This window comes from Stenotrophomonas sp. STEN031, assembly GCF_056759975.1.
Map to the genome: position 1 here is coordinate 18,238 of NZ_JBRREA010000027.1, position 24,120 is coordinate 42,357.

At 61.2% G+C, this 24,120-nt stretch carries 20 protein-coding genes; 7 read left to right on the forward strand and 13 right to left on the reverse strand.

Annotation, left to right across the window (positions count from 1 at the left end):
- Positions 1 to 31: 31 nt before the first annotated feature.
- On the forward strand, positions 32 to 3,742 hold the full coding sequence (locus ACVOLQ_RS13150) for an indolepyruvate ferredoxin oxidoreductase family protein (protein WP_481528309.1): 3,711 nt from the start codon (positions 32 to 34) through the stop codon (positions 3,740 to 3,742).
- Positions 3,743 to 3,852: 110 nt separating this feature from the next.
- Here the strand turns inward: ACVOLQ_RS13150 and ACVOLQ_RS13155 are convergent, their stop codons facing one another.
- From ACVOLQ_RS13155 to ACVOLQ_RS13175, 5 genes are all read right to left on the reverse strand, one after another.
- Positions 3,853 to 4,257, reverse strand: a complete 405-nt coding sequence (locus tag ACVOLQ_RS13155) for a hypothetical protein (RefSeq protein WP_481528310.1) — start codon at positions 4,255 to 4,257, stop codon at positions 3,853 to 3,855.
- Between the two features lie 451 nt (positions 4,258 to 4,708).
- Positions 4,709 to 4,951, reverse strand: a complete 243-nt coding sequence (locus tag ACVOLQ_RS13160) for a hypothetical protein (protein WP_481528311.1) — start codon at positions 4,949 to 4,951, stop codon at positions 4,709 to 4,711.
- 20 nt (positions 4,952 to 4,971) lie between these two features.
- Positions 4,972 to 5,763 carry a toll/interleukin-1 receptor domain-containing protein gene (locus ACVOLQ_RS13165; protein WP_481528312.1) on the reverse strand — a complete coding sequence of 264 codons (792 nt, stop codon included), beginning with the start codon at positions 5,761 to 5,763 and terminating at the stop codon, positions 4,972 to 4,974.
- Positions 5,764 to 5,809: 46 nt separating this feature from the next.
- Positions 5,810 to 6,088 (reverse strand): hypothetical protein, encoded by a 279-nt coding sequence (locus tag ACVOLQ_RS13170; protein ID WP_481528313.1) that lies wholly within the window; start codon positions 6,086 to 6,088, stop codon positions 5,810 to 5,812.
- 85 nt (positions 6,089 to 6,173) lie between these two features.
- Positions 6,174 to 6,347 carry a hypothetical protein gene (locus ACVOLQ_RS13175; RefSeq protein ID WP_481528314.1) on the reverse strand — a complete coding sequence of 58 codons (174 nt, stop codon included), beginning with the start codon at positions 6,345 to 6,347 and terminating at the stop codon, positions 6,174 to 6,176.
- A 99-nt stretch (positions 6,348 to 6,446) separates the two neighbouring features.
- Between ACVOLQ_RS13175 and ACVOLQ_RS13180 the strand changes: the two genes are divergently transcribed.
- Both ACVOLQ_RS13180 and ACVOLQ_RS13185 read left to right on the forward strand, forming a co-directional pair.
- Positions 6,447 to 7,529: a helix-turn-helix domain-containing protein gene (locus ACVOLQ_RS13180; protein ID WP_481528315.1), complete on the forward strand. Its 1,083-nt coding sequence runs from the start codon at positions 6,447 to 6,449 to the stop codon at positions 7,527 to 7,529.
- Complete coding sequence (locus ACVOLQ_RS13185) at positions 7,510 to 8,013, forward strand: PIN domain-containing protein (protein WP_481528316.1); 504 nt, start codon at positions 7,510 to 7,512, stop codon at positions 8,011 to 8,013. The genes ACVOLQ_RS13180 and ACVOLQ_RS13185 overlap by 20 nt, the downstream gene beginning before the upstream one ends.
- Positions 8,014 to 8,097: 84 nt before the next feature.
- Here ACVOLQ_RS13185 and ACVOLQ_RS13190 read toward each other — a convergent pair whose 3' ends face one another.
- From ACVOLQ_RS13190 to ACVOLQ_RS13200, 3 genes are all read right to left on the reverse strand, one after another.
- Positions 8,098 to 9,894, reverse strand: a complete 1,797-nt coding sequence (locus tag ACVOLQ_RS13190; RefSeq protein ID WP_481528317.1) for a UvrD-helicase domain-containing protein — start codon at positions 9,892 to 9,894, stop codon at positions 8,098 to 8,100.
- A gap of 1 nt (position 9,895) precedes the next feature.
- Positions 9,896 to 12,154 (reverse strand): ATP-dependent nuclease, encoded by a 2,259-nt coding sequence (locus tag ACVOLQ_RS13195; protein ID WP_481528318.1) that lies wholly within the window; start codon positions 12,152 to 12,154, stop codon positions 9,896 to 9,898.
- A gap of 635 nt (positions 12,155 to 12,789) precedes the next feature.
- Complete coding sequence (locus ACVOLQ_RS13200) at positions 12,790 to 13,299, reverse strand: hypothetical protein (RefSeq protein ID WP_481528319.1); 510 nt, start codon at positions 13,297 to 13,299, stop codon at positions 12,790 to 12,792.
- 258 nt (positions 13,300 to 13,557) lie between these two features.
- Between ACVOLQ_RS13200 and ACVOLQ_RS13205 the strand changes: the two genes are divergently transcribed.
- Positions 13,558 to 14,451 carry an NAD-dependent epimerase/dehydratase family protein gene (locus ACVOLQ_RS13205; protein WP_481528320.1) on the forward strand — a complete coding sequence of 298 codons (894 nt, stop codon included), beginning with the start codon at positions 13,558 to 13,560 and terminating at the stop codon, positions 14,449 to 14,451.
- A gap of 111 nt (positions 14,452 to 14,562) precedes the next feature.
- Here ACVOLQ_RS13205 and ACVOLQ_RS13210 read toward each other — a convergent pair whose 3' ends face one another.
- The 3 genes from ACVOLQ_RS13210 to ACVOLQ_RS13220 form a co-directional block, all read right to left on the reverse strand.
- Complete coding sequence (locus tag ACVOLQ_RS13210; RefSeq protein WP_343239660.1) at positions 14,563 to 15,234, reverse strand: hypothetical protein; 672 nt, start codon at positions 15,232 to 15,234, stop codon at positions 14,563 to 14,565.
- 147 nt (positions 15,235 to 15,381) lie between these two features.
- Positions 15,382 to 15,648, reverse strand: a complete 267-nt coding sequence (locus tag ACVOLQ_RS13215) for a hypothetical protein (protein WP_296249044.1) — start codon at positions 15,646 to 15,648, stop codon at positions 15,382 to 15,384.
- Positions 15,649 to 16,235: 587 nt separating this feature from the next.
- A complete protein-coding gene (locus tag ACVOLQ_RS13220; RefSeq protein ID WP_481528321.1) occupies positions 16,236 to 17,189 on the reverse strand; it encodes a helix-turn-helix transcriptional regulator in 954 nt (317 codons plus the stop codon).
- A gap of 136 nt (positions 17,190 to 17,325) precedes the next feature.
- Here ACVOLQ_RS13220 and ACVOLQ_RS13225 point away from each other — a divergent pair, with 136 nt between their 5' ends.
- From ACVOLQ_RS13225 to ACVOLQ_RS13235, 3 genes are read left to right on the forward strand one after another with little or no spacing between them, the layout of a single operon-like run.
- Positions 17,326 to 17,712: a hypothetical protein gene (locus ACVOLQ_RS13225; protein ID WP_481528322.1), complete on the forward strand. Its 387-nt coding sequence runs from the start codon at positions 17,326 to 17,328 to the stop codon at positions 17,710 to 17,712.
- The gene (locus ACVOLQ_RS13230) at positions 17,702 to 18,922 is read left to right on the forward strand and encodes an MFS transporter (RefSeq protein WP_481528323.1); all 1,221 of its coding nucleotides are present in this window, start codon (positions 17,702 to 17,704) and stop codon (positions 18,920 to 18,922) included. Before ACVOLQ_RS13225 ends, ACVOLQ_RS13230 begins: the two co-directional genes overlap by 11 nt.
- Positions 18,923 to 18,939: 17 nt before the next feature.
- Positions 18,940 to 21,192 carry a TonB-dependent receptor gene (locus tag ACVOLQ_RS13235; protein ID WP_481528324.1) on the forward strand — a complete coding sequence of 751 codons (2,253 nt, stop codon included), beginning with the start codon at positions 18,940 to 18,942 and terminating at the stop codon, positions 21,190 to 21,192.
- A gap of 255 nt (positions 21,193 to 21,447) precedes the next feature.
- On the opposite strand, the gene ACVOLQ_RS13240 is transcribed toward ACVOLQ_RS13235, so the two are convergent.
- On the reverse strand, positions 21,448 to 23,349 hold the full coding sequence (locus tag ACVOLQ_RS13240) for a M61 family metallopeptidase (protein WP_481528325.1): 1,902 nt from the start codon (positions 23,347 to 23,349) through the stop codon (positions 21,448 to 21,450).
- Between the two features lie 48 nt (positions 23,350 to 23,397).
- Entirely contained in the window at positions 23,398 to 24,033 is a 636-nt protein-coding gene (locus ACVOLQ_RS13245) for a DUF938 domain-containing protein (RefSeq protein WP_481528326.1), read from the reverse strand.
- Between the last annotated feature and the right edge of the window lie 87 nt (positions 24,034 to 24,120).

The following is a 24,120-nucleotide window of genomic DNA, read 5'->3' on the forward strand; positions in this document are numbered from 1 at the left end:
ACCTGCCAGCCGTTTCCGCAATGGGCCAGCCATGACCAGTACCGCCGAACTTACCTCGCCTGCTTCCGCCAACGATCCGCTGATCGGCGTGCGTGATTCCGATTACACCCTGGAACACAAATACACGCGCACCGATGGCCGCATCTACCTGAGCGGCGTGCAGGCCTTGGTACGCCTGCCCTTGATGCAGCAGCAGCGCGACGCCGCGGCCGGGCTGAACACCGGCGGCTTCGTCAGCGGCTACCGCGGCTCGCCGCTGGGCGGCTTCGACCTGGAGCTGTGGCGCGCGCGCAAGCACCTGGAAGCGGCCAAGGTGAAGTTCGTGCCCGGCCTCAACGAGGACCTGGGCGCGACCATGGTCTGGGGCACGCAGCAGACCAACCTGTTCCCCGGTGCCAAGGTCGATGGCGTGTTCGGCATGTGGTACGGCAAGGGCCCTGGCGTGGACCGCTGCGGTGACGTGTTCAAGCACGCCAATGCCGCTGGCGCGTCAAAACATGGTGGCGTACTGGCGCTGGCCGCCGACGACCATGCCTGCCGCAGCTCCACCCTGCCCCACGGCAGCGAGGAGGAGTTCGTCAGCGCGATGATGCCGGTGCTGAACCCGGCCGGCGTGCAGGACATCCTCGACATGGGCCTGGTCGGCTGGGCGATGAGCCGCTACACCGGCCGCTGGATCGGCTTCAAGACGATTGCCGAGACGGTGGAATCCTCGGCCTCGGTGGACGTCAACCCGTTCGCCCGCCAGATCATCCTGCCGGAAGATTTCGACATGCCGGCCGCCGGCCTCAACATCCGCTGGCCGGACCCGCCGATGGAGCAGGAAATGCGCCTGCACCGTTATGCGGTGAAGGCGGCGCAGGCCTTTGCCCGCGCCAACGGCATCGACAAGGTGGTGATGGATTCGCCGCAGGCGCGGCTGGGCATCGTCACCACCGGCAAGAGCTATCTGGACGTGCTGCAGGCGCTGGAGTACCTGGGCCTGGACGAAAAGGCCTGCGCCGACATCGGCATCCGCGTCTACAAGGTCGGCATGACCTGGCCGCTGGAGCCGCAGGGCATCGGTGAGTTCTCCCGCGGCCTGCAAGACATCGTGGTGGTGGAGGAGAAGAAGGCCTTCATCGAGCGGCAGATGAAGGAGTACTTCTACAACTGGCCGGCCAGCTGGGGCGCGCGCCCGTCCATCGTCGGCAAGTACGACGAACAGGGCGAGTGGATCCTGCCGTCCACCGGCGAGCTGACCCCGGCGACGATTGCTGGCGTGATCGGGCGACGCATCCAACGGTTCTTCAATACCGAATCCATTGAAGAGCGCCTGCGCTGGATGGACGTCAAGGAAGCCGAGATGGCGCTGCCGCGCGCGCAGTTCCCGCGCGTGCCGCATTACTGCTCCGGCTGCCCGCACAACACTTCCACCAAGGTGCCGGAAGGCTCGCGTGCGCTGGCCGGCATCGGCTGCCACTACATGGTGACGTGGATGGACCGCGACACCGACACCTTCACCCACATGGGCGGCGAAGGCGTCACCTGGGCCGGCCAAGCCGCGTTCACCGACACTGAGCACGTGTTCCAGAACCTCGGCGACGGCACCTATTTCCACAGCGGCTCGCTGGCGATCCGCCAGGCCATCGCCGCTGGCGTCAACATCACCTACAAGATCCTCTACAACGATGCAGTGGCGATGACCGGCGGCCAGCCGGTGGACGGCACCCTGACCGTGCCGCAGATCGCCCACCAGATGCGTTCGGAAGGCGTGCACACCATCGTGCTGCTGTCCGACGACATCCAGAAGTGGAAGTCGCGTCGCCACGAGTTCCCAAGTGATGTGGAATTCCACGACCGCGCCGAGCTCGACGCCGTGCAGCAGCAGCTGCGCACGGTGAAGGGCACCAGCATCCTGATCTACGAACAGACCTGCGCCACCGAGAAGCGCCGCCGCCGCAAGCGCGGCAAGATCGTCGACCCGGCCAAGCGCACCATGATCAACTCGCTGGTCTGCGAAGGCTGCGGTGACTGCGGCGAGAAGAGCTTCTGCGTGTCGGTGCTGCCGAAGGAAACCGAATTCGGGCGCAAGCGCGACATCGACCAGTCCAACTGCAACAAAGATTTCACCTGCACGACGGGCTTCTGCCCGAGCTTCGTCACCGTGCACGGCGGCCAGCTGCGCAAGGGCAGCAAGAGCAGCGCCGCCAGCCTGCTCGACAACCTGCCGGCGCCCACCTTCCGCACCGATTTCTCACAGCCCTGGAACATCCTGATCACCGGCGTTGGCGGCACCGGCGTGGTCACCATCGGCGCGCTGCTCGGCATGGCCGGCCACCTCGAAGGCAAGGGTGCCAGCGTGCTCGACCAGACCGGCCTGGCGCAGAAGGGCGGCGCGGTCACCACCCATATCCGCCTGGCCAACAGCCCGGCCGACATCCACGCCGTGCGCATCGCCGCCGGTGAGGCCGACCTGGTGCTGGGCTGCGACATGGTGGTGGTCAACGACTACTGGGCGTTGTCCAAGGTGCGCGGCGAGCGCTCGCAGGTGGTGTTGAACACCTACGAAGCGATGCCCGGCACCTTCACCACCCACCCGGACATGCAGTTCCCGGCCGCCGACATCATTGCCGGGGTGAAGCTGGCGCTGGGCGGGCGCGACCCGATCCTGCTCGACGCCACCCAGCTGGCCACCGCCCTGCTCGGCGACGCCATTGCCTCCAACCTGTTCATCCTCGGCTTTGCTTGGCAGCAGGGCCTGGTGCCGCTGTCGCTGGAATCGCTGATGCGCGCGGTGGAGCTCAACGGCGCCGCCGTGGCCATGAACCAGACCGCGTTCGCCTGGGGCCGCCTGGCCGCCATCGATCCGCAGGCCGTGCAGCAGGCCGCCGGCCTGATCCACAACGCCCCGACCGATGCCGAGCGCAAGCCGGCCGCCCTGCGTGAACTGCCGCCAGGCGAATGGGAAGGCAACGAGGCCGGCGCACCGTCGGCACCGCGCAACCCGGACAACGAGCCGGACGTGCGTGGCCTGCCCGCCGCCAGCCGGACCAGCGGCGAAGCCGCGTTCGCATCACTGGACGATGCGCACCTGTCGCGTTCGCTGGACGAACTGATCGCCCGCCGCAGCAGCTTCCTCACCGATTACCAGGACGCCGCCTACGCCAATCGCTATCGCACGCTGATCGATGCCGTGCGCAAGGCCGAGCAGCAAGCGATCCCGGGCAGCACCGCGTTGAGCGAAGCCGCCGCGCGCTACTTCTTCAAGCTGATGGCCTACAAGGACGAATACGAAGTGGCACGCCTGTACACCAGCGGCGACTTCGCCAAGCGTGTGGCAGAGAAGTTCGAAGGCGACTACCAGGTGCGTTTCCATCTGGCCCCGCCGCTGTTCGCCAAGCGCGACGAGCACGGCCAGCTGCAGAAGAAGGAATACGGCCCGTGGATGTTCAAGGCCTTCGGCCTGCTGGCCAAGCTCAAGGGCCTGCGCGGCGGCCGCTTCGACGTGTTCGGTTACACCGAGGAACGTCGTGGCGAGCGCCAGTTGATCAGTGACTACGAAAAGACCCTGCAGGAACTGATCGGCTCACTCGATGCACGGCGTCTGCCGCTGGCGGTAGACATCGCCAGCATCCCCGAGCACATCCGCGGCTACGGCCACGTCAAGGAAACCCACCTGCACGAAGCCAAGGCGCGCGAGGCGACCTTGCTGGCGACGTGGCGTAATCCGAAGGCGCTGCATATCGTGCAGGCGGTCTGAGCAGGCAACGGATACGTTGCCTCTGCGCCATGCAACCTAGGGGGTTGCATGGCGCGCCTTAGCTTCAACGTCGGCGCTGAAGCTGCAGGTCGTTACCCACTGAACTTGCGTCAGCGAGTCTCGAAATCCATGGACACCAGGGAGGGCCGCACTTGCCCGCCAACCTGTGCCGGCGTCCATTGAACGGAAAGAATCACCTGCTTCTCCTGTTCGGTCAGCCCCATTCGCGACGGATAGGAAACCATGGCGTCCTGCGGCTTGCCGGTTTCGTCCAGCACAACCACGACGCAGGTCAGGCTGCTGCCGGAGCGCATCCAGATGCCGCGCGGGAACTGGGGCAGCTTCTCTACCGGCTTCGGTTCCACATCCGCGGTTTTTCCAATCACATGATCGGGAAGCAGCTTCTGGATTTCGGCCAGGAGCGGGGCTTTTTCGCAGGAGCGGATGGGGCGGTCGCGGGCTAGAGCGCTGTTTGCAGCTAGAAGCGCCACTGCGAAGACCATGATCTTGAGCATGTGTTCCAACCTTCCGATTGTTTGGAATCCTCTGAACTCGTTAGGAGCTGAGTTTGGATACGCGCGGATTCTGTTCAATGTCCGCGAACGGCCAGAAGCGGACATCAACTAAAGCTTGAGTTAAGCCGAGTGGCGAAGTCAGTTCGGCTTGAATGAACTGCTAGACATGCCCGTGCCCGCATTGAGCATGAGCCTTCCCCTGCCAACAGCCCCGAAAGCCGAAGTATGCGCCCAGAAGAACAACCCAAACCGGGAACCTAACAACTGGAAAAGCCAGCAACTGATAGCTAACCAACTTGGCAGACCACTCGCCGTCAGCGGGGAACGAGGCAAGCAGGGACCCCGCGCAATCTCCAACATGGAGCGCCACACGCACGGCCCAAATTGAGCAGCGAAAATCGACTCGAATCAAGCCCTGTTCGCAGTGCCAAGCTCGATGCTGTCGCAGACATCAGGATTTGAGCTTGCCGTAATAGTAGCCCGCCCTGTCATCGTAGATCTCGATCTTGCCGCCGGCCTTAAGGTTGCCGTGGTAGTACCGACCAGTGTGGTCATACAAGTCAATCCTGCCGACACTCTTCAACTTGCCGTGCCAGTAATTACCTTGCGGGTCGTAAATGTCGATTCTTCCGCCGTCTTTCAACTTCCCGTAGTAGCAATTGCCACTGGGGCCGTAGAACTCCATCTTTGCCATGACACGTCCTCACTTGATCTCTACTCCGGAAGTACCGCCGCAGCGATCTTGTGCGCGATATCTTCAATGCTGTCCGATGCAGTTGAGAATCCTGCTAGGTCGGGCAGAATGCCGCTGTACTGTCTGACATCGTCGAACGTAACGTTGTCCAGAACCGGGATCAGCGTGCTCTTACTCAACAATGCACCCAATTCGCGCTCCGTCCAGAAACGCCCGGCCAGATAGGCTGGCGTTAGCAGCGCGATTCCCGAACGCGCCTTGCGCAACCCGGCGTCCATCTGCAACGACTGACTGCGACCTGGGACGATGGCCACCTCGTCGAACCAGACCGCCACACCAAGTGCTTCCAGGTGGTCTCGCAATGCACTGGCCGCGGCATGCCCATCGATGCGGGCATAGCTGAGGAAGGTGTCGTATTCGCGTGGGTCGATCGTCGAGACGGCCTCATGGACCCGATCGGCCAAGCGAAGCTCGGGCTCCGTGTACCGCACCACGGAGGATGTCGATCGCAACTGCTGGTTCAGCATGGCGATGCGTTGCCGGTCACGAGCCTGCACGCGGCGATTGTGGTCATTGAGACTAGCGATCGCTTGCCGGTTGTGGGCATCGACGCGCCGTTCCTCCTCGCGCAGTCGCGCGTTGATGTTCGCCACGACCTGTCGATTGTGGGCCTCGGCCTTACGGTTGTGTTGGTCGACAGCGCGCTTGTTGGCACGATTGATCTGGTCGACCTGCTGCCGAATTTGTTGCTCGGCCCGGCGCTGGGCTTCCCGCAGCTTTCGGTTGAGCTCATTCACATTAAAGCGTGCCAAGTTTCACTCCTAGGTTCGGTGAGTAGGTACGGGCAACGGGCGGCGGTCAGAACCTGAGCAATGCAGCCCGATCCTTGAGGTACGTCTGGGTCGCCAGGAAGAGCAGCTTGAGCGTCAGCACCAGGCCCAGAACGGGCAAGACAGCGCCAAAGCCCTGTGCCAGCCCCTGCACAGGCGATACCGCGAGCATGCGCATGGCCACCAATATCACCACCGGCGGGACGACAATTGCCGCAAGAAGCAGAACAAAACTACGGATGCGACGGCTCAACACCGCTTCGACAATCTGCAATTCCGTTTCAATGAACTCAATTAAGCGTTGCATGTGACGATGTCCTGAGGAATTCGGGAAAACCCGGGAAACGGAGTTCCCGGGCTCCGGCTGGCATGCAGGGCTGTTTGATGGCGGTCTAGCGTTCCTTGCGGACACCCTTGAACGGCTTGGGGTCGGCCTTCTGGTCAATGAACTTCCCAGTGTTGGTATCACGCTTGGTCCAGCGCTCGTTCTGGGGGTTGTAGATCTGACTGCGATCACGGACGGCGCCATTGCGGTGTCCGTCCCCTTTGGGAGGGTTGGTTGCCATGGTTTACATTTCTCATTGTAAATTTAATTAATGTAAACCCTACTCCCGTGGTTTACACTGTGTCAACAGGGTTGGGATGCCGTAAACCGAGGGTGCGCAATGCTGGGATCACGTATCAAACAAGGCCGCTTAGCGGCCGGCATCTCCCTGCGTGAGTTGGCACAGAGCGTGGGGCTAAGCGCTATGGCCATCTCGAAGTACGAGCGGGATCAAATCAAGCCGTCCTCGGAGACCTTGTTGCGCCTGACCAAGGCACTGGGCGTACGCACCGAATACTTCTTCCGGCAGCCGAGCATCGAGCTGACTGAAGTGGACTTCCGTAAGCACGCCAAGCTCTCAGTGCAGGAAGAGGCCAAGGCACTGGAAGACGTGCGGGAGAAGCTGGAACGCTGGCTAGAGCTGGAGGCGGTTATCCCGGCCTCTTGGCCCAAGGCTTTTGCCCTGCCTAAGGGGCTCCCCTCTCAGATCCATACCTATGAGGAAATCGATGCGTTGGCCGATCGGATTCGCGTTGCTTGGCAACTGGGAACCGGGCCGATCGGCAACCTCATCGACAAGATGGAAGAGGAAGGCATCAAGGTCATCCTCACCCCCCACGATGGGGGGAAAAAGTTCGACGGCCTTGTGGCCCGGGCCAATGGCCATACCGTGATAGTCGTGGGTCAAGATTGGCCCGGCGATCGCCAGCGTTTCACGCTGGGGCACGAGCTAGGGCATCTGATGTTGCATGGCCGCCTATCAGCAGACCTCAACGAGGAGCGGGCCTGCAACCGCTTTGCCAGCGCCTTCCTTGTTCCCAAACAGGAAGCCCTCAGGTTGTTGGGGACCTCGAGGTCGTGGATCGAGCCACGCGAGTTGTATTTGCTCAAACACGAGTGGGGCTTGAGCATGAATGGATGGCTCTACCGCGCACAGGATTTGGGAATCCTCAACAAAGCAGCTGCACGGCGGCATTGGGAGTTCTTCTCTCAGCAAAGCGAGGAAGGCGTAACTTGGCGCCAGCACGAACCCGGGAATGCCTATACCAAGGAATGCCCGCTAAGGTTCGCACAACTAGTGTACCGGGCCTTGGCCGAGGATCTGATCGGTGAATCCAAGGCCGCTGAGCTATTGGGACTAACCTTGGTGAGCCTGCGCGCACGCCGCCGCATGGATGCGACCGATGCAGCTGGTTGTCACTGATGCCAACATCATCATCGATCTGGCGGCCGGCGGCTTGCTGGAGGATATGTTCCGCCTTCCTGGTTGGGACTTCTGTGTTCCGGACACCCTGTACGTAGAAGAGCTGGCCGATCATCACGGTGTGTTGCCGGGACTGGGGCTTAAGATCCTGCCCCAACCAGCAGAAGCTGTGGAGTACGTAACGCAGCTGCGCTTGCGTTACCAGAGACCCAGCGTCAATGACCTGTTTGCGCTGGCCTTGGCGAGAACCTTGGGCTGCGCTTTATTGTCTGGCGACGGCCCTCTGCGTGCCGCCGCCGACGCCGAAGGGATCGAACTCCACGGCACGCTTTGGCTCATTGAGGCGCTGTTGAGGGAACACGTCTCCGTGGAACGAGTGGCTGCCGCTTATGAGGCAATGCGACGCGATGGCAGCCGCCTCCCATGGGATGACGTCCAGGCCCAAGTCGAACGCTGGCAGCAGGAGAAGCACGATTTGCGCTAGCTACGACAACGCTCGGAACCGACGTTTGTCCGTATCGCCGTCGGCTAGCGGCCAGGAGCGGTCATTTGCGAAGGTTCTTTCCGGTCAAGAAAACTGGTCGTACTGAAATGCACATCCAGCAAGTACGTCGGTTGGTTGATAATCTCCGCTCCAACCTCGGCTGCGGCCGCGTTCAGAGATTAGATGTAGGTTCTTTCTGGCCCGCGACGACACCACATACATGAGCTTGTTCGCTGTTTCGACCTGGTTCGGATCGCTGAAATGGGGGACCATCCCTTCCAGCAGGCCATAGGCGATCACCGCGTCATATTCGGCGCCTTTGACCCCGTGGATCGTCGATACGGTGACACCAGTCCGGTCCGCAAAGACTTTTCTGAACATCACCAATTCAGCAATCGCCTCAGAGCCTTCCTTGACGAGCTTGTCGATCCGCCTCTGCGAGCATTCAAAGAAGGCGTTGTGATGCTCTTGAAGCATCGCGTAGGTATGGCGATCGATCCCGAAAGTCGAACATAGCTGGTCGAAGAACGCCCGGAGGAAGAGCAAGCCATCGGTCTCAGCGATGGTGATGGCGTTGCAGGCGCGCAGCAATTTCTTGCGGTCCAGACCTGGAACCTCGACGCCCGCATCGCTGAGGTCGGCGATTACCTCTCCCGCCCATCGCATCCGGCGTACATAGAGCTGTGGGGATGCCTCAGTTAGAACAATCCGCGAAAGCTTGTACCAGAAATTGTCGACGTCGCGCGCGAAGGGCACCATGCCAGGGCCATCGAATGAATAGGCCGGAAGCGCCGCCACCAGCCGACGTGTCATGCTTGCGAGATGAACCCACCAAGGCGCAACGATGCAGATCTCATGCTGAGCGATCCCGAGCGTTTCGACGTTGAATTTGATGAGTCTTACAAGCTCTTCCTCTAGCGCATCGCGGTGCGTCTGGTTATCAAACGACACCACGCTCGCGTAGCCCTTGTCCTTTCCAACCGCCTCAATTCTCGAAGGAAACACGCTGTAGTTGCCGAAGTAGCTCACAATGCGCGATGACGACCGGTAGTTGTCCGATAGCTCCATTTCCTTGAAGGTGATGCCGCACTGCTTCCCAAAGGCAGACGCTGTGATCGCATAGCCGCCAAGCGAGCCGTAGATTGCCTGATTAGGATCGCCCACTACGAAGGCGGACGTGTCACCTTTTGACGCTTTCAGGATGGATGCGAGAATCGCATATTGAATTTCTCGGGTGTCCTGAAATTCATCGAGGAGCACGCATTCGAAGATAGAACCCAGCAGCACGCTAATCGAAGGATTATTATCGATAAGTTGATAGGCATAGAGAAGGATAAGTTCAAAATCGACCTGTCGCTCGGCGCGAAGCGCGTTCCAATATTGCTGTAAGACCCCCTCGATTGCTTCATGCTTGTTACTCTTATTGCATGTCAGGACATAGCTACTCGGCGTGAAATAATATGCGCAGTCGAAGCTAGTGAGCTTAGTGTGCTGCACCGCACTGCAGAGCTCATCGTGCATTCGCTCGGTATCATGGGCATTGATCACCCGGAAACCGTGCTTGAGCTCCGAGTGATATATTCCGTAGGGCTTTAATATCCATTCGAGACAGAAGGAGTGGATCGTGCCAATCCAAAGCTGTCTCGTATCGACGCCAAGCTGTTCGATCCGTTCGTGAATCTCATCCGCAGCCCGGTGCGTGTAGGTGATTGCTACGACGCGTTTTTTTTCCGACTTAAGCTCCGACAACAGCCGCGCAATCTTGTAGGTAAGTGTCCTTGTTTTGCCGCTCCCTGGGCAGGCCACAAGGAACACGCTGCCTGGATGTTCGATGGCTGCGACTTGGGCGTCGTTCAGATCGTTCCTGTCCCAGACAAACATTTTAGAAGCTCGCCAGGATGGTGTTAATGCCGTCTGCCGGAAATGTCTGAAGCATTTCGGCGCGTACACCTGCAAAGTCGATCTCGCCGCGATAGTAGCGTCTGATCTGCGCGCGCATCGCGTCGATATCTTCTGTTGAGTGTAGTTGCGAAGCGGCAAGGATCGACACCCGATAGTCCAGCACACGCGCCCATGTCTGGATGGATACCGGGATATGCGCTTGGAAGATGGCGTCGAGGATGTAATCCGGAATGGAAGTCTCTGGCGTGATCATTCGCCCTAAGATGATGGCGAACCACCCCTTTCCGGCGTAACGTGCCATTGTCAGCACGCGCGCTCCGAAACGCGTGATATCGCCCGATTCCAGATCCATCTTAGACGTCGCGATGGTGCCACTATCCTTATAGACGTCGCCCAGCACCGAAACCACAGTACTGACGTTGCCAGCGGAGACGAAATCAACCTCGAAGGTGTGGTCGGCGAAGTGTGCCGTTAGCCAAGGATTCCCGTTACACAGCTCCTCGAGCGCTGCCTCGCGCTGGAGTCCAGCGATCTGTGACCCTAGTGCTTTCTTCTTCGCGGCCGCGTCGTCGGCACTGTCTAGTACGTCCTCGGTCGTATCGATAAACGCGCGGTCAAGATCAGTGATGATCGCGCAGCGCTTGCGGATGCGCTCGTGATGGAAAAGCACCGCAACGTTCTCGAAGCCGGTGCTGCGGATGTTGATCAAGCTGATCCCAAGCTCGTCCAGGCTGAGCCCGAACACTTTTTTAACCAGGATTGGGATGAGGATCTCCTCGGCATCTCCCTCTACCAGAACCACGCTCTTGGCGAAGAGGAGATTGCTGCGGACCGCGTCAAGGTAACGCTGAATATTTCCGATCTGGACGGGCTCAAGTCCAGCAGATGGCTGAAACACCTCGCATCGTCCGTCCCGCCGGCCGAGGATGTTGATGTTCAGGACATTGTTCACTTCGGATATGTGGGTCGAGTGGGTCGAATAGATGATCTGGGTGTCATCAAAGTTGAGCCGGTCGAACAGCGTTTTCTGAATATGCGTGTGGATATGCGCCTCTGGCTCTTCGATCACCAGGAAGTTGGCGAAGGACTCTTTTTGCCTCTGATACTTGAACTCAAGCAGCTTCAGCGTCAGGTAGATGAGGTTTGCACCGCCCAAGCTCAACTCATGAATCGCACCCTCATATGATTCCTCACTCTCGCCTACAAACAGCTTAAGCGACTGGAATAGGCGGTCGGCCTCGTCGGACAGATCCGAGCGGATCGAAAGTGAACGTGGGGAGTAGGTCTCGCCGGCCGCATCGGTAATGGTGTCGCGGATATCGGTGCGGATAGTTACTACATCTGGCAGGCCCTCGATTGCATCGTTGAGGCCTTTGACAAGCGTGGTGATCGGCTCGAAGCTCTGCGGATCGATCTCGCCGCTTCGACGCTTGAGCAGAGTTAGGAGGGGATTTGTGCGGTTGTTCTGGAAGTCGGCGACCACATCCCGCAGTGCTTGCACGAAGGTGAAGCATACTTCGCGCGAGATCGAGAGCATGCCCGGGATGATGCCCCCGATAGCGGGTTGTGTCAGTTCTTGGGGAAATATTACCGCATTGAAGTCGCCAACAACGTTCCTATAAGTTTCGGGATCCAGGAAGTTTGCAGTGCTCTTTCCGGTGAAGATCGTTTCATAATCCGAAATCGTGATCTTCGAACGTGCCTCGGCGAGCCCTGCAGTATCACCAGCGGAAAGGTCGGCCAGGGTCCGTCGAACTGCCACGTTAGGGCGAAAAATAAGGTTGTAGGTCGCCTTGCCAATCGCGCCGTGGGCGATGTTACCGGTCCCATGGAGAAAGAGGGATTGAATCGCTTCGTCTTGGGATACCTCATCGAATTCGAGGCTAATGACTATCCAGTGACCGCGCCAGTCACCAAGGCCCCGGTGGAAGTCCTTCTCGTCGAGTCTATATGCCGCGCGCAGCAGCGTGTCGTCTAGCAAAAGACGCATCGCCCGGAAAAGGTTGGTCTTGCCTGATCCATTCTCGCCGATGATCGTGTTAACGCCCTTATTGAATACTACATTCGCGCATTCAAAATTGCGGTAGTTGACGAGTTGTAACCTTGAAATGTGCACGAATAACGTCCCCTGTTTAGTCGCAGCTGTTACTTTAGCCTGCTCAATCGAGCTGGAGCAATGTTTGCTCCTGTCGCTTGGTGATGGAGATGCGGCTCGATCGCTCGGCATAGCATCGGTCAAATCCCGTATTGCGGGAAGAATGGGGACGGGTGTAGTTAAATGCTTATTTAACCGTACCTGACCCCATTTGCGATGCGAGGGAATTCGTGAAGCTAGTGACCGTTGAAGATGCAGTCGACCAGTTCCGCGAGCTTGTCGAGGCGGAGGGGCTTGCGGTGCTTCAAGAGCCGTCGCGGATAATCACGACTGGCTCTACTGCTTCGCCAGAAATAGGGAATGGGCAACCACGCCTTGTTGGGGGGCAGGAGGACTTCCTGCTCCTTCAAATCAGTCACGGAGCTCCAGATGGGCCCCAAGCTGGCTTGCTTGAGTTGTTCCGCTCAAAGTGCACTCGCGGCTCGTTTCCAGATGCTGAGTTGGCCGAAGTCAGCCTTTCATCCTCCCTCGAGTACGGACTTGAGCTTATGCTCCCTCGGGTTTCAAGTGAGAGCACTTACTGGCTCTCGTGAGCCTCCGCTCACGGCTCAGTTCCAACGCTAGTGTTTCTTGAACTCGCAGCCCATTTCTGCTCGGATCAGATCGCAGGAGTCTAGCGAGAGCGCCTCATCAGGTTTGATGTCCGCTATCGGCTAGCAGCGGACGTTCAACGCCGGGATTGAGCCGAGCCGTAGAGCGGCTTCTGGTTGAATGAACGATTAGGTGCCATTGGCCCGAACGGTGAACCCCTTGGGAGCCCAAATCTTGCCCTCGCTGTACAGCGTCACGTACACATGGACGGGTGCTTGTCCCTCAATAGTGATCACAAACTCGTCGAGGAACCCCACCTTGATACCTGCCTCAATGATCTTTGGATTAGTTGCTGTGAAAGCACAACAACTCTTCACTCGCTCAAAAGCCGTGGGTTCACCATTGGGACCCAGAAGTGAGCTGAAGTACTGGGCAGGCCAATCATTGCCTCTCCCCTCAAGGAACCCGCCAATTTCAACAGGCTTTTCCTTGGAATAACCGTAGTCTGTATCTTCTGTCGGCTTAAGCCACGGAAGAAAATCTTTGTCGCCGCTCGATCCATAAGGTACGCCACGTCCGTTGGATGATTTTGTAATACCAACAGGGCCTTCATCTTGCGGGTCTCCGGAGGCCAACAATACTGTCGGATACAGGGCAAGCGTGAATAGAAGGAGCAGAGCTTGCGAAAATACTCTCATGAGTGCCTAACCACCTGGTAGACGGACCCTCCTGCCCTGTTATACGACCTATCCACTGCGCACCGCATGGTGGGCTTTCGCCTTGATACAGCTCGATATTAGGGCCGCCGGGTCCGGCCAACAAGCCGACGTATAGCCGGACCTAGCGCTAGGTTCGGTGGCAACAACAGCGTGCACGCCCCTCGCATAGCTTAGATGTAGCAATGGATTTACCATGCCCCCATCCCGGCAGATCCCGGGCGCCAGATGTACTTTTCCGTGAAAGCTCTTATCACCGGTAGCTCCGGCCGGATTGGCCGCGCAATTTACAACGCGGTTGCCGCAAACCATCAGGTCGTTGGCCTCGACCGCTCCCCATTCTCCTGCTCGTCGCTTATTGGTGACTTCACCGATGCCCGGCTGCTGCAACAAGCATTGCAGGGCGTGGATGTGGTTTTCCACACCGCCTCGTACCACGCGCCGCACGTCGGCCTTGTATCTGATCGCGAGTTCGAGCGGGTCAATGTGGCGGGTGTGCAGCAGTTACTGGAGGCTGCACAGCAGGCGGGGGTGAAGCGGGTGATCTATACCAGCACCACCGCACTGTATGGCGATGCTGTCGCCGAGCAGGGTTGCACATGGATCGACGAATCCGTGACGCCGCAGCCCAAGACGGTGTATCACCGCACCAAGCTGGCTGCCGAGCAGATCCTGGCCGATTGGTCTGGTGGTGAGCTCACACGCAGCGTCATCCGCATGTCGCGCTGCTTCCCGCAGCCTGCGGATCAGATGTCGGTGCTGCGCCTGCATCGCGGTATTGATGTCCGCGATGTTGCTGATGCGCATGTGGCGGCGTTGGCGTTGCCGGCTGGATCATTCAGTAAATTAATCGTCAGCGGCTCGACGCCGTTTCGGCGGGAGGACCTTGAGCAGTTGGGGCGTGATGCCGTTGAAGTGCTGCGTCTGCGTTGCCCGGGGTTGGTTGCCGAGCATGAGCGGCGTGGTTGGCCGCTGCCTTCGGTCATTGATCGGGTATACGACAATGCCGCTATGCGGCGGGCCTTGGGTTGGGAGCCTGCGTTTGGTTTCAACGAGGTTTTGGCGCAGGTGGATCGTCGTAGTCTTGAAGTGTTGCCTTATACGCGCGGTTTCGTTGATAGGACTGTGGATTGATTCTGTTGCATTGGTAGGTCGGTAGGCGGTGCTTGCTTCGCGGCTTACGCCGCTCCTACAAAAGAAGGAGCCTCTCGCTGCTGATGCGGATGTGCACGCAGGGCACCTTCTTCAGCGCCCTGCATGTTTTCCTTCGCTGTCTTTCCCGGCTGCGCGACTCTTTGCGAATTCCGGGAAGGTCGCTTCCAGGCTGTCCTTGTCCGGCAGGATGTAGAACAGGCCGCCGCGCTCGAATGTCGGGCTGACGATCTGCTCGTAGAAGTCCGGCGCGATGTTGATGCAGCCGTGGGTGACGCGGTTATCGTCCGGCGTTGGCGATGCGAGGCGCTCTGCGCGGCGCTCGGCAGGTACGCCGGTAGCGGTGGGATGGATGGAGACTGCGGAATCGTAGTCCACCCACAGCACGCGGCCCGCATCGAGCGAGGGGCCGAAGCCGCCGATGAAACGACCCGCAGGTGTGGTGCGGTCGCGGCCCGGAATCTCGCGCAGCGCGAGGCCGGCAACGCCTGGGGCTACGTGATCGCCGGTTGCCGAGCCAAACAGTCCGGGCGTGGCACCGCGCAGTCGGCCGTCACCACTGAACACCAGGATCTGTGCAGCGGCCTTGTCCATGATCGCGAAGGGATAGCCCTGGTTGTCCTTGCTTGCGACAACCCAGCCGGCGAGTTCAATCACCGTGTCGGACACCTTCTGGTCCGGCGGAAGCTGATCGACGGCAGTTGCCGTTTGCTGCACGGTCGCATCCTTGGCGCTGGCCGCGTCGATGCTCGCGAACGCCAGCACGCCAAAGGCGGCGAGGATTGCAGGGTATGTGTACGTGCGGATGGGACGGTTCCTTGCAATGAAGACTGATCGAGGGGAGGAAACCAGTGGCCGGTAAAGGCCACCGGATCCTGAATTCAGGTATTCATCGTGAGTCGAACGGAGCGATCAGCCGCGCGGTGTGCGGCGTGGTGCCCTTTCGAGTTGCTGGACGCGACCTTCAATTTGATCCAGTCGTTGGTTGGCCTGCTGTGCGGACTGATTGGCGGACTCGGCGCTTTGTGCCGCGCCCTGTACCCTCGTGTCGAGTTGGTCGAGGCGTGAGTTGATCCCTGCAAACTCTTCTTTATAGGTTGCACAGGATGCCAGGCTCATGACGACGACTGCCACGCCGAGCGTACGCGCCATCACCATTTTTTGTTTGGTCATGAACATTCCACTTCCTCCTTCGCTTGGGGGATCTCGAATATAGCTACGTTTCTGCAGAGCAGCGTTATGCGCTTTCAGCTGACGTTTGCACAGATAAATGAACTGTGAAGGTGCTTGAATGAGCACCGCAGTGACTTGAATTCAGCAAGCTCAATGAACGCCGTTGAATTTGATGGACCAACGCGTGACGTGCGCAGTCATCTATGCAGATGCGAGGTGAAAATATGCGGGTGAACAGGCGTTCGCTTCTGCGGTGATGGTCATGCAATGGGGTCTTCGAATTGCCAATTCATCGGTATGAATTGGCATCGTGGTCGGCTACAAGAAGTGCACGAAGTCGGTGTGAGCTCTGTATGCAACATGCAGCTGCTGCGTCGCGCGGTGGGGTGGCTTTATGCCACGAGCTGTCTATCGGAACGTTCGGCGCGATGATCACGTTCTGCGCGTTTGTTGATCAGTTCGTTCGCTGCCAGCAGGCATCATTGGATGCACGCACCGTGCAGGCGTTTGGGTTTGGTGGCTTCGCGGCTTACGCCGCTCCCACAATCCCCACAATTCCCACAACCGCTGCAGCGTCTACAGCACTGTGTTGGCTACTTCAGCTGTGAGGGTGATGTGCCGTACTGGCGCTTGAACGCGGCGCTGAAGCTGCTGGTGTGCGCGTAGCCGGCGATGGTGGCGGCCACATCCACGGGAACGCGCTGGCGCAACAGCGCCTGTCGGGCGCGTTCCAGCCGCAGCTCGCGCTGGTAGTTGGCGATGCTTTGGCCATGGCAACGCTGGAATCCACGCTGCAGGTCAACTGCATTGGTGCCGAGCTGGCGAGCCATCTGCGTGATGCTCAGTGTGTCGGCCTCTCCACTTTGCAACCACTGGTGCAGGCGGGTGACGCAGCGCTGCAGGTGTGAGCCCAAGGGTTTTTCGTTGCCTTCGCTTGCCAGTGTCTGCAGCACATCCGCCGCCAGCTCCAGGGCAAAGCTTTCCTGCTGCAGGCGGCGCAGCAATGGCAGCGAACCGGTCTTGTTCTCCAGCAGTTGCGCTGCACGCCGCAGCAACGGCGCCGGTGGCCGCCATGCATGGTTGTCGGCGTGGCCATTACAAACGCGCGCCAATCGGGCACTGCCACGGGAGTCGGCCTGTAGCTGCCGCTGCAACCAGTCATCGCTGAGGTGCAGGCTGACCTTGCCTTCCTGTCGCCCAGCCTGCCAATGCCGCTGGAAGCTGTCTTCCTCACGCAGGTGGACCAACATGGTCGGCATGCGCCGATGGCTGCCTTCCAGCCGCAAGCGATGCTTGCCGATGGCAAGGTCGGCCTCGCCATCCACCAGAAAACCGGCAGTGATGCCCGCTGCCAGGCGGTTGTGGCTGCAGCCGCCCACCATGTCGCGGCTGCGGCTCAGGTAGAGCGACACGCCATCGTCCAGCGCGTGCACCTGCTGCCAGCCGGCCAGCACCGGCGTGGCGTCGGCCATGCCGGCATTGAAATCAACCTGCCCGCCCAGCGCGTGGGCTGCGGTCATCAGTTCGGCGCAGGTGAAAACCTGCATGCAGGGCATCCCGGAATGTGGTCCTGCCTAAATTTTCCTTCGCTGCGCCTAAACTTTCAATGGTATTGATAACTATTCTTATTTGAGGGGCCGCGTATGGACGGCCCTGCCCCGTATTCAGTGAAGGCAAGTGGCAATGGGTTTGACGATCAAGCAGGCGGCCGTGGTCCGCGCCGTCTTCCACGATGAAGTCAGCGCGGACGAGATCCGCCATTGGCTGCAGCGTGTGGAGGATTTGATCGCGGCCGCCACGCCGTTCTACTTCATCGCCAGCACCGTGCCCGGCGCCAGCTTCAGTGACGATTACCGCGCCATCCAGGCGGTCTGGTACAAGCAGCACAAACCCGCCTTCCGCGTTTACTGCAAGGGGTTGGTGCGCATTGCCAGCAGCGCGGCCGAGCAGCAGCGGCTGGATACGCCGGCCCTGCATGCGGCCTGGGGCGTGCCCTATTACGTCACCACCGATGATGCCGATGGCATGCGCTGGGTCGGCCAGCAGCTGGAGCAGGCCGATGCGCACTGAGCGCGCTGCCGCCTCCGGTTTCGGTCTGGGCGTGATCGTGGTGCTGTACATGGCCCACGCGCTGCCGCTGTATTTCTACAACGTGGCAGTGCCGGCCATCCTGCGCAGCCAGGGCGTGGACCTGCGCTGGATCGGCATGTTGTCGCTGCTCTACCTGCCGTGGGCGTTCAAGTTCCTGTGGGCGCCGCTGGTGGACCGCTGGCATCTGCCAGCCCTTGGACGTCGGCGCAGTTGGTTGTGGCTGACCCAGTTGTTGTTGCTGGTCGGCATTCTGGTATTGGCCTTCACCGGGCTGGACCATGGCCTGACCGTGTTCGTGCTGGTCGGCATGTGGATCTCCACCATTGCCGCCACCCAGGACATCGCCATCGATGGCTATACGGTGGAAGCATTGGCACCGGCCGAGCACCGCCTCGGCAGCATGGCGCAGAGCGTAGGCGTGGCGCTGGGCAGCATGGTCGGCGGTGCCGGCGTGCTGTGGCTGTATGAAACGCGCGGCTGGAACGTGGCCCTGCTGAGTCTGGCGGCGATGAGTGCCCTGACCCTGTTCGCCGTGCAGCAGATCAACGAAGTGCCGCGACCGGCCGCCAGCCAGCGGCCGAGCGTGCTGCGTGCGCTGCGCCGGCCCGAGCTGCGCTGGGCGCTGCTGCTGATCGTGCTGTATCGCATGGTGGAAGCACCGGCGATGGCGATGGTCAATCCGCTGCTGGTCGACCAGAAGTGGAGCCTGACCGAGATCGGCCTGCTGATCTCGGTGGGCGGTGCCGGCGTTGGCATGTTGGCTGCGGTGGGCGCGGCCTGGCTGCTCAAGCAGCGCAGCGCCGAACAGCTGCTGATGCACGCCGGCTGGTGGCGCACGCTGCTGTATGTGCTGCTGGCGGGCCTGCTGTACAGCGGTGTGCTTGCCTCCTCGCAGTTTGGGCTGGGCGCACTGGTGATCGCCCTGCTGGCCCTGCGCTATGTCGCCATGACCAGCCTGTATGCCCTGTTCATGCAGATCAGCTCGCGCGAGCAGGCCGGCACCGACTTCACCCTGCTGGTGTGCTTCGAACTGCTGATCTTCTTCATCGGTGGTGCCTTGTCCGGCTTCCTCGCCAAGGGCCTGGGTTACCCCGCTTATTACGTGGCGCTGGCGATCGTCTCCGCGCTTGGGTTGCTGTTGTGCCGGCCGCTGCTGCGCCGCTTCGCGCCCTCCCCTTCTTCTCCCTGATACGTTCCGAGGACACCATGCGGCATACCGCAGCAACGCTTCCGCTCGCCCTGCTGAGCCTGGCCATCAGCGGCCAGCTGGCAGCACAGGCCAACACCACCAGCGGCACCCGCCAGCTGGATGCCGTCAGCGTCACCGCCGTGCGCGGCGCACGCAGCGTGGCCGAGATCGCCGGCACCGTGTACGCCATCGAGCGCGAGCAGATCGCCCAGCAGACCGCTGCCGGCCGCAGCACTGCCGACATACTTGGCCAGCTGGTGCCGTCACTGGCACCGGCCAGTGGCACCACCAGCAACTACGGCATGACCATGCGTGGCCGCAGCGTGCAGGTGATGATCGATGGCGTGCCGCTGACTGGCGCACGCGATGGCTCACGCCAGCTCAACAGCATCTCGCCGACGATGATCGAGCGCATCGAGGTGATCTCCGGTGCCACCGCGTTGTACGGCGCCGGCGCCAGCGGCGGCATCATCAACATCATCACCCTGCAGCCGGGCGATGCGCCGGTGCAGCTGGCCAGCCAGCTCGGCCTGCGCACGCCCTCGGATGTATCCAGCGACAACCTGGCCTGGAACGCCGCGCAGACCATGACCGTGCGCGGTGACAGCTTCAGCGGCGCCTTCGGTATCGCCTATGGCCGCCAGGGCGCATCGCTGGATGCGCATGGCCGCCGCATCGGCCCGGAGATCGCCCAGACCGACCGCCAGGACACCGAGACCAAGGAACTCAACGCGCGCCTTGAATGGGCGCTTACCTCCGCCCAGCAGCTCAGCGTGGGCCTGCGTTGGTATGACGACCAGCAGGACAGCGACTACGGCCCTGACTACGGCCCGCGCCTGGCAGTGCTGTTCAACCCCGCTTTCCAGCCCAGCCACAATGCCGTCGGTGGCCTGCAGTTGAACGCCCAGCCGCGTACCCGCCACCAGGGCATCAATGCGCAGTACCGCAACCGCGATGTGCTCGGCGGCCAGGAGCTGAGCGTGGAAGCTTATTACCGCAATGAGCAGGGCCGCTGGTTCCCGTCGGTGTCGACACTGGTGCATCCGGCGTTGCCCGGTGGCTATGCCTATGTGGCCATGCAGTCCAATACCGACATCGACGTCTGGGGCCTGCGCAGCGCCCTGCACAAGGGTTTTGATATCGGCGGACGCAGCCTGCAGCTGTCCTACGGCGTTGACCATGAGCGCGAAGAGGACAGCCAGCGCGGGCAGATGTACGACATCAACACCTTCATCGCCAGCAATGGCCTGAACTACGTGCCGACCGCGCAGTACGCGATGGGCCCGGATGTACGGGTTGATACCACCGGCCTGTTCCTGCAGGCCGATCACGCGCTGAGCGAGCGCTTCAGTGTGCAGGCCGGCGTGCGCCACCAGATCCTGCGCAACAACGTGGACGATTCGCTGCCCTACACCGAGGCGATCACCGCCGACGCAGTGGCTGGCTATCAGCCGCAGTTGCTGGCCGGTGGCCGCGTGCGCCATTCGCAGACGCTGTTCAATGCCGGCGTGGTCTACAAGTTCAGCGATGCGCAGCAGTTGTTCGCCAACTTCTCGCAGGGTTTCAGCCTGCCCGATACGCAGCGCATGCTGCGCGACGTGCCAGCCAACTTCGTCATCGACAGCCGCAACATCGGCCCGATCAAGGTCGACAACTACGAACTGGGCTGGCGCTTGAACAATGCGCAGCTGCAGAGTGCGGTGACCGCGTTCTACAACCGCTCGGACAAGACCGTGCAGTTCAACCGCAACTACAGCGTGTCAGTGGCCGATACCGACGAGCGCGTGTACGGCGTGGAAGCCAACCTGCGCTATACGCCGACCGCGCAGCTGGAGCTGGGTGCCAGCGTCGCCAGCACCCGCGGCCAGTACCGTGATGCGGCCGGCCAGTGGCGCGAACTCAATGCATTCCGTGTATCGCCGTTGAAAGCAGGCGTGCATGGGGAGTGGCGGTTTGCCAATGACAGTCTGCTGCGTTTGCAGGGGCAGGCCGTCGGTGGCACCGATGATGCGTGGCGTGATGCGCAGCTGGCCTCGGTCAGCCCGACCATCCGCGCGACACCGGCGGCGAAGATCCGCGGTTATGCGGTGTTTGATCTGATTGGTGAGCTGCCGCTGGCCGGTGGGCGTTTCAGCGTGGGCGTCTACAACCTGGCTGATCGCGACTACAAGACGGTCTATGGCCAGCAGGCGGAAGCGACCTACGGCAAGTTGTCGAGCGTGCCGGCTCAGGGGCGTACGTTTGGGGTTGGGTATCGGATCGAGTACTGACGCCTACGAGCACCAGGGACGCTGGTAGCCCCTCTCCCGTTTACGGGAGAGGGGTTGGGGTGAGGGGAAGCTTCTAGCGAGCAGACCCAACGCTTTAAAAGCTTCCCCTCATCCGCCCCTTCGGGGCACCTCGCTCCGCGCCCCGGCCCCGCGTAGCACGCGAGGCGTACGAACAGTCACGAGCCGTTGGCTCGTAAGCGCCTGTTCTTAACCCCGCAAGCGGGAGAAGGGATAGCTAGCGGCGCTGGTGGTTCGTTACCGCTTCGCCGCCAAAATCCGCGTCAACAAATCCGCCGTCCCCGCAATCCGCCGCAGATGCGGATATCGCAGCCCGTCGCGGTAATCGATATGCACGGTGCGGAAGCTGTCCGCCTGGCGCACGATCAATTCGATCGGCGTGCCGTTCTGCTTGCCGTCAATCAGCGCCTGCTTGATCCGGCCGCCGCTGTACGCCAGGCCATTCACCGCAACAATCGTCACGTCCTTGGCCAAGCCCGCCTTGAACGCTGGGCTGTCCCAGCCCACGGCCTGCAGCACGCCATCGCTGCCAATCTTCAGGCCCAGCGAGTACTGCAGATCGGTCACGCCATCGGTCTCGCCGTCGGCCACCACCAGGTTGGGCTGGTCGTCGAAGTACAGTTCCCAACCGGCTGCTGCCAAGCCATCCGGCGCCTTGCCATCGCGTGCGTCCAATCGGCTGCCGATGAAGGCATCCCAGTTGCCGGGCTGTACTGATTCCAAGCCCTGCATCACATCGGCGCGGTCATACAGGCGGATATCGCCCTGCTTGCCGCCCTGATGGAAGCGCTTGGCGAAATCATCCAGCGTCACCTTGCCTTTGGAAAGACTGCGCAGGCGTGCATCCACGCCCAGCCATAGCAGGGTGCTCTCGTTGTAGAACTCGAATGCACGCTGCCAGTCGGCCCATGCCTGCGGCTTGGAATTGAAATCGAGGATGCCCTGGTGCACGGTGTCGTGCAGGTCGCGCCATTGCCGGCCCGGCTGGGTTGCGTAGTTGGCCTGCAGCTGGGCCAGCATCGCCATCGCGTAGTCCGGCTTCCACAGCCCGGAGCGGGCGGCCAATACCACCGCCCAGTACTGGGTCTGGCCCTCGTACATCCACAACTCGTCGTTGTGCATCGGTGCGTTGTAATGCGGCACCCAGGTCGGGCGTGGACGCCAGGCCTTGCCTACCCATGCATGCGCATACTCGTGCGGCAGCAGGTCGTTGTCGAGGAACGGCCGCTCACCACGCAGGTAGCCGTCGTGCATGCCGTTCTCGCTGCTCTGCGCATGCTCAAGGCCGATGCCGCTGAACACGTTCGATACCGCCAGCAGGAAGTTGTAGCGTGTGTACGGGCGCGAACCGAATACCGCGTCGGCCTCGCGCACCAGCGCGCGGTGCGCATCAAGCACCTTGGCATCGGCCTGCAGGCCCTGCGGGTTCTCGCCCACCACGTCCAGCCACACCGGTTGCTTCGACGCATCATCCAGTGCGAAGCGCTTGAAGTACTGGCCGGCGAATACCGGTGAGTCGATCAAGGTCATCAGCGACACCGGTGCGTACTGCTCGTTGCCGCCGCTGCGCTGTGCAACGTCCAGCGCGGTGCCACTCTGCCAACCGTCGGGCAGGCGCAGGCTGGGCTTTACCTGGATCCCGCGTGCGTCATAGCCGGCCGGGTACAACAGCACGCGATGCCATTGCAGGTCGAGCATGTTCGGTGTCATCGCCACCCGGCCCTGGTCGCTGGCGGTTGGCGAGAGGTACTGGAATTCGATATCCAGCACGCTGACACCTTCGGGCACCTGCAGCTTGAAGGCATACATGTCGCCGGAGTCACGCGTCCATTGCAGCACCTGGCCGTTGCCGCGGATGACCAGCCCGGCCATCTGGTTGATCGGGCCGGTTGGCGCGTGATTGCCTGGAATCCACTGCGGGTACCAAAGCGTCAGCGCGCCGGCCGATACCGGGATACGTTGATGCACCCGCTGGATGCGGCGCTGGATATCGCTGGCATCCACCTCCAGCTCGATGACGCCCGGATAGCTTGCCTGTACCTGCATCGCCGCCGCCCGTGCATCCAGCGGCTGCGCCTGCGCACATGCCAGCGGGGCAAGGCCCAGCACCATCGCCACCAACCACTTACGTCCCTGCATCACGCCCCGCCCCTTGCCTGAAGTCACTGCATCCTAGCCCGCCCGGCTTCAAACACGCACCCGTCGCCATACCAGGCAGCGGTTGTTGGCCGGCATCGCCACGTCGTCGCGCAGCTCCAGCTGTTGCGCGCGAGCCAAGGCATCAACCGACTCGAAGTCGCGAATACCAGAGCGCGGATCACGCGCCTTCAGCCAGCCATCGAAGTTGCGGTTGCTGTCGCTGGTGAAGGCACCGTTGTAGTTGAACGGCCCGTAGGCGATGAACAACCCATCTGGCGCCATCAGCGACGGCAGCCCGGCGAACAGCGCCTGTACTTCTTCCCAGCCCATGATGTGCAGGGTGTTGGCACTGAACACCGCATCGAAGCCGGCAACGCCGTCATGCACCGGCAGCGGCGGCAAGGGCTGCAGGCCTTCGCCAATCACGGCCTGAAGTTCCAGCGGCGCGGGCGTGTTGGGCAGCACCGCCTCGTCCAGCCACTGGTGTATCCCGGGCAGGTAGTCGCGGTGATCACTGGCCTGCCAGCGCAGCCAGGGCATCGCGCCGGCGAAGTGCACGGCATGCTGGCCGGTGCCGCTGCCGATCTCCAATACAGCGCGGGCCTGGCCCAGGTGCTGTTGCAGCACCTGCAGGATGGGCGCGCTGTTGCGCTCGCAGGATTCGGAGTAGGGCTTGCTGGTCATCGTTTTGGGGCCTTGGGGATGCGTGGCAGATTGTGCCGCAGTGGCTGTTTACCGCCATGCATGACCATGGTCACTTGTGTGTGAACC

Bases quoted from the DNA above. Each gene is read 5' to 3' on its own strand.
- ACVOLQ_RS13190 (WP_481528317.1), bottom strand. From the start codon at position 9,894: ATGTTTGTCTGGGACAGGAACGATCTGAACGACGCCCAAGTCGCAGCC.
- ACVOLQ_RS13180 (WP_481528315.1), top strand. From the start codon at position 6,447: ATGCTGGGATCACGTATCAAACAAGGCCGCTTAGCGGCCGGCATCTCC.
- ACVOLQ_RS13170 (WP_481528313.1), bottom strand. From the start codon at position 6,088: ATGCAACGCTTAATTGAGTTCATTGAAACGGAATTGCAGATTGTCGAA.
- ACVOLQ_RS13235 (WP_481528324.1), top strand. From the start codon at position 18,940: ATGCGGCATACCGCAGCAACGCTTCCGCTCGCCCTGCTGAGCCTGGCC.
- ACVOLQ_RS13230 (WP_481528323.1), top strand. From the start codon at position 17,702: ATGCGCACTGAGCGCGCTGCCGCCTCCGGTTTCGGTCTGGGCGTGATC.
- ACVOLQ_RS13245 (WP_481528326.1), bottom strand. From the start codon at position 24,033: ATGACCAGCAAGCCCTACTCCGAATCCTGCGAGCGCAACAGCGCGCCC.
- ACVOLQ_RS13200 (WP_481528319.1), bottom strand. From the start codon at position 13,299: ATGAGAGTATTTTCGCAAGCTCTGCTCCTTCTATTCACGCTTGCCCTG.
- ACVOLQ_RS13155 (WP_481528310.1), bottom strand. From the start codon at position 4,257: ATGCTCAAGATCATGGTCTTCGCAGTGGCGCTTCTAGCTGCAAACAGC.
- ACVOLQ_RS13175 (WP_481528314.1), bottom strand. From the start codon at position 6,347: ATGGCAACCAACCCTCCCAAAGGGGACGGACACCGCAATGGCGCCGTC.
- ACVOLQ_RS13150 (WP_481528309.1), top strand. From the start codon at position 32: ATGACCAGTACCGCCGAACTTACCTCGCCTGCTTCCGCCAACGATCCG.
- ACVOLQ_RS13185 (WP_481528316.1), top strand. From the start codon at position 7,510: ATGCAGCTGGTTGTCACTGATGCCAACATCATCATCGATCTGGCGGCC.
- ACVOLQ_RS13225 (WP_481528322.1), top strand. From the start codon at position 17,326: ATGGGTTTGACGATCAAGCAGGCGGCCGTGGTCCGCGCCGTCTTCCAC.
- ACVOLQ_RS13220 (WP_481528321.1), bottom strand. From the start codon at position 17,189: ATGCAGGTTTTCACCTGCGCCGAACTGATGACCGCAGCCCACGCGCTG.
- ACVOLQ_RS13240 (WP_481528325.1), bottom strand. From the start codon at position 23,349: ATGCAGGGACGTAAGTGGTTGGTGGCGATGGTGCTGGGCCTTGCCCCG.
- ACVOLQ_RS13160 (WP_481528311.1), bottom strand. From the start codon at position 4,951: ATGGCAAAGATGGAGTTCTACGGCCCCAGTGGCAATTGCTACTACGGG.
- ACVOLQ_RS13215 (WP_296249044.1), bottom strand. From the start codon at position 15,648: ATGTTCATGACCAAACAAAAAATGGTGATGGCGCGTACGCTCGGCGTG.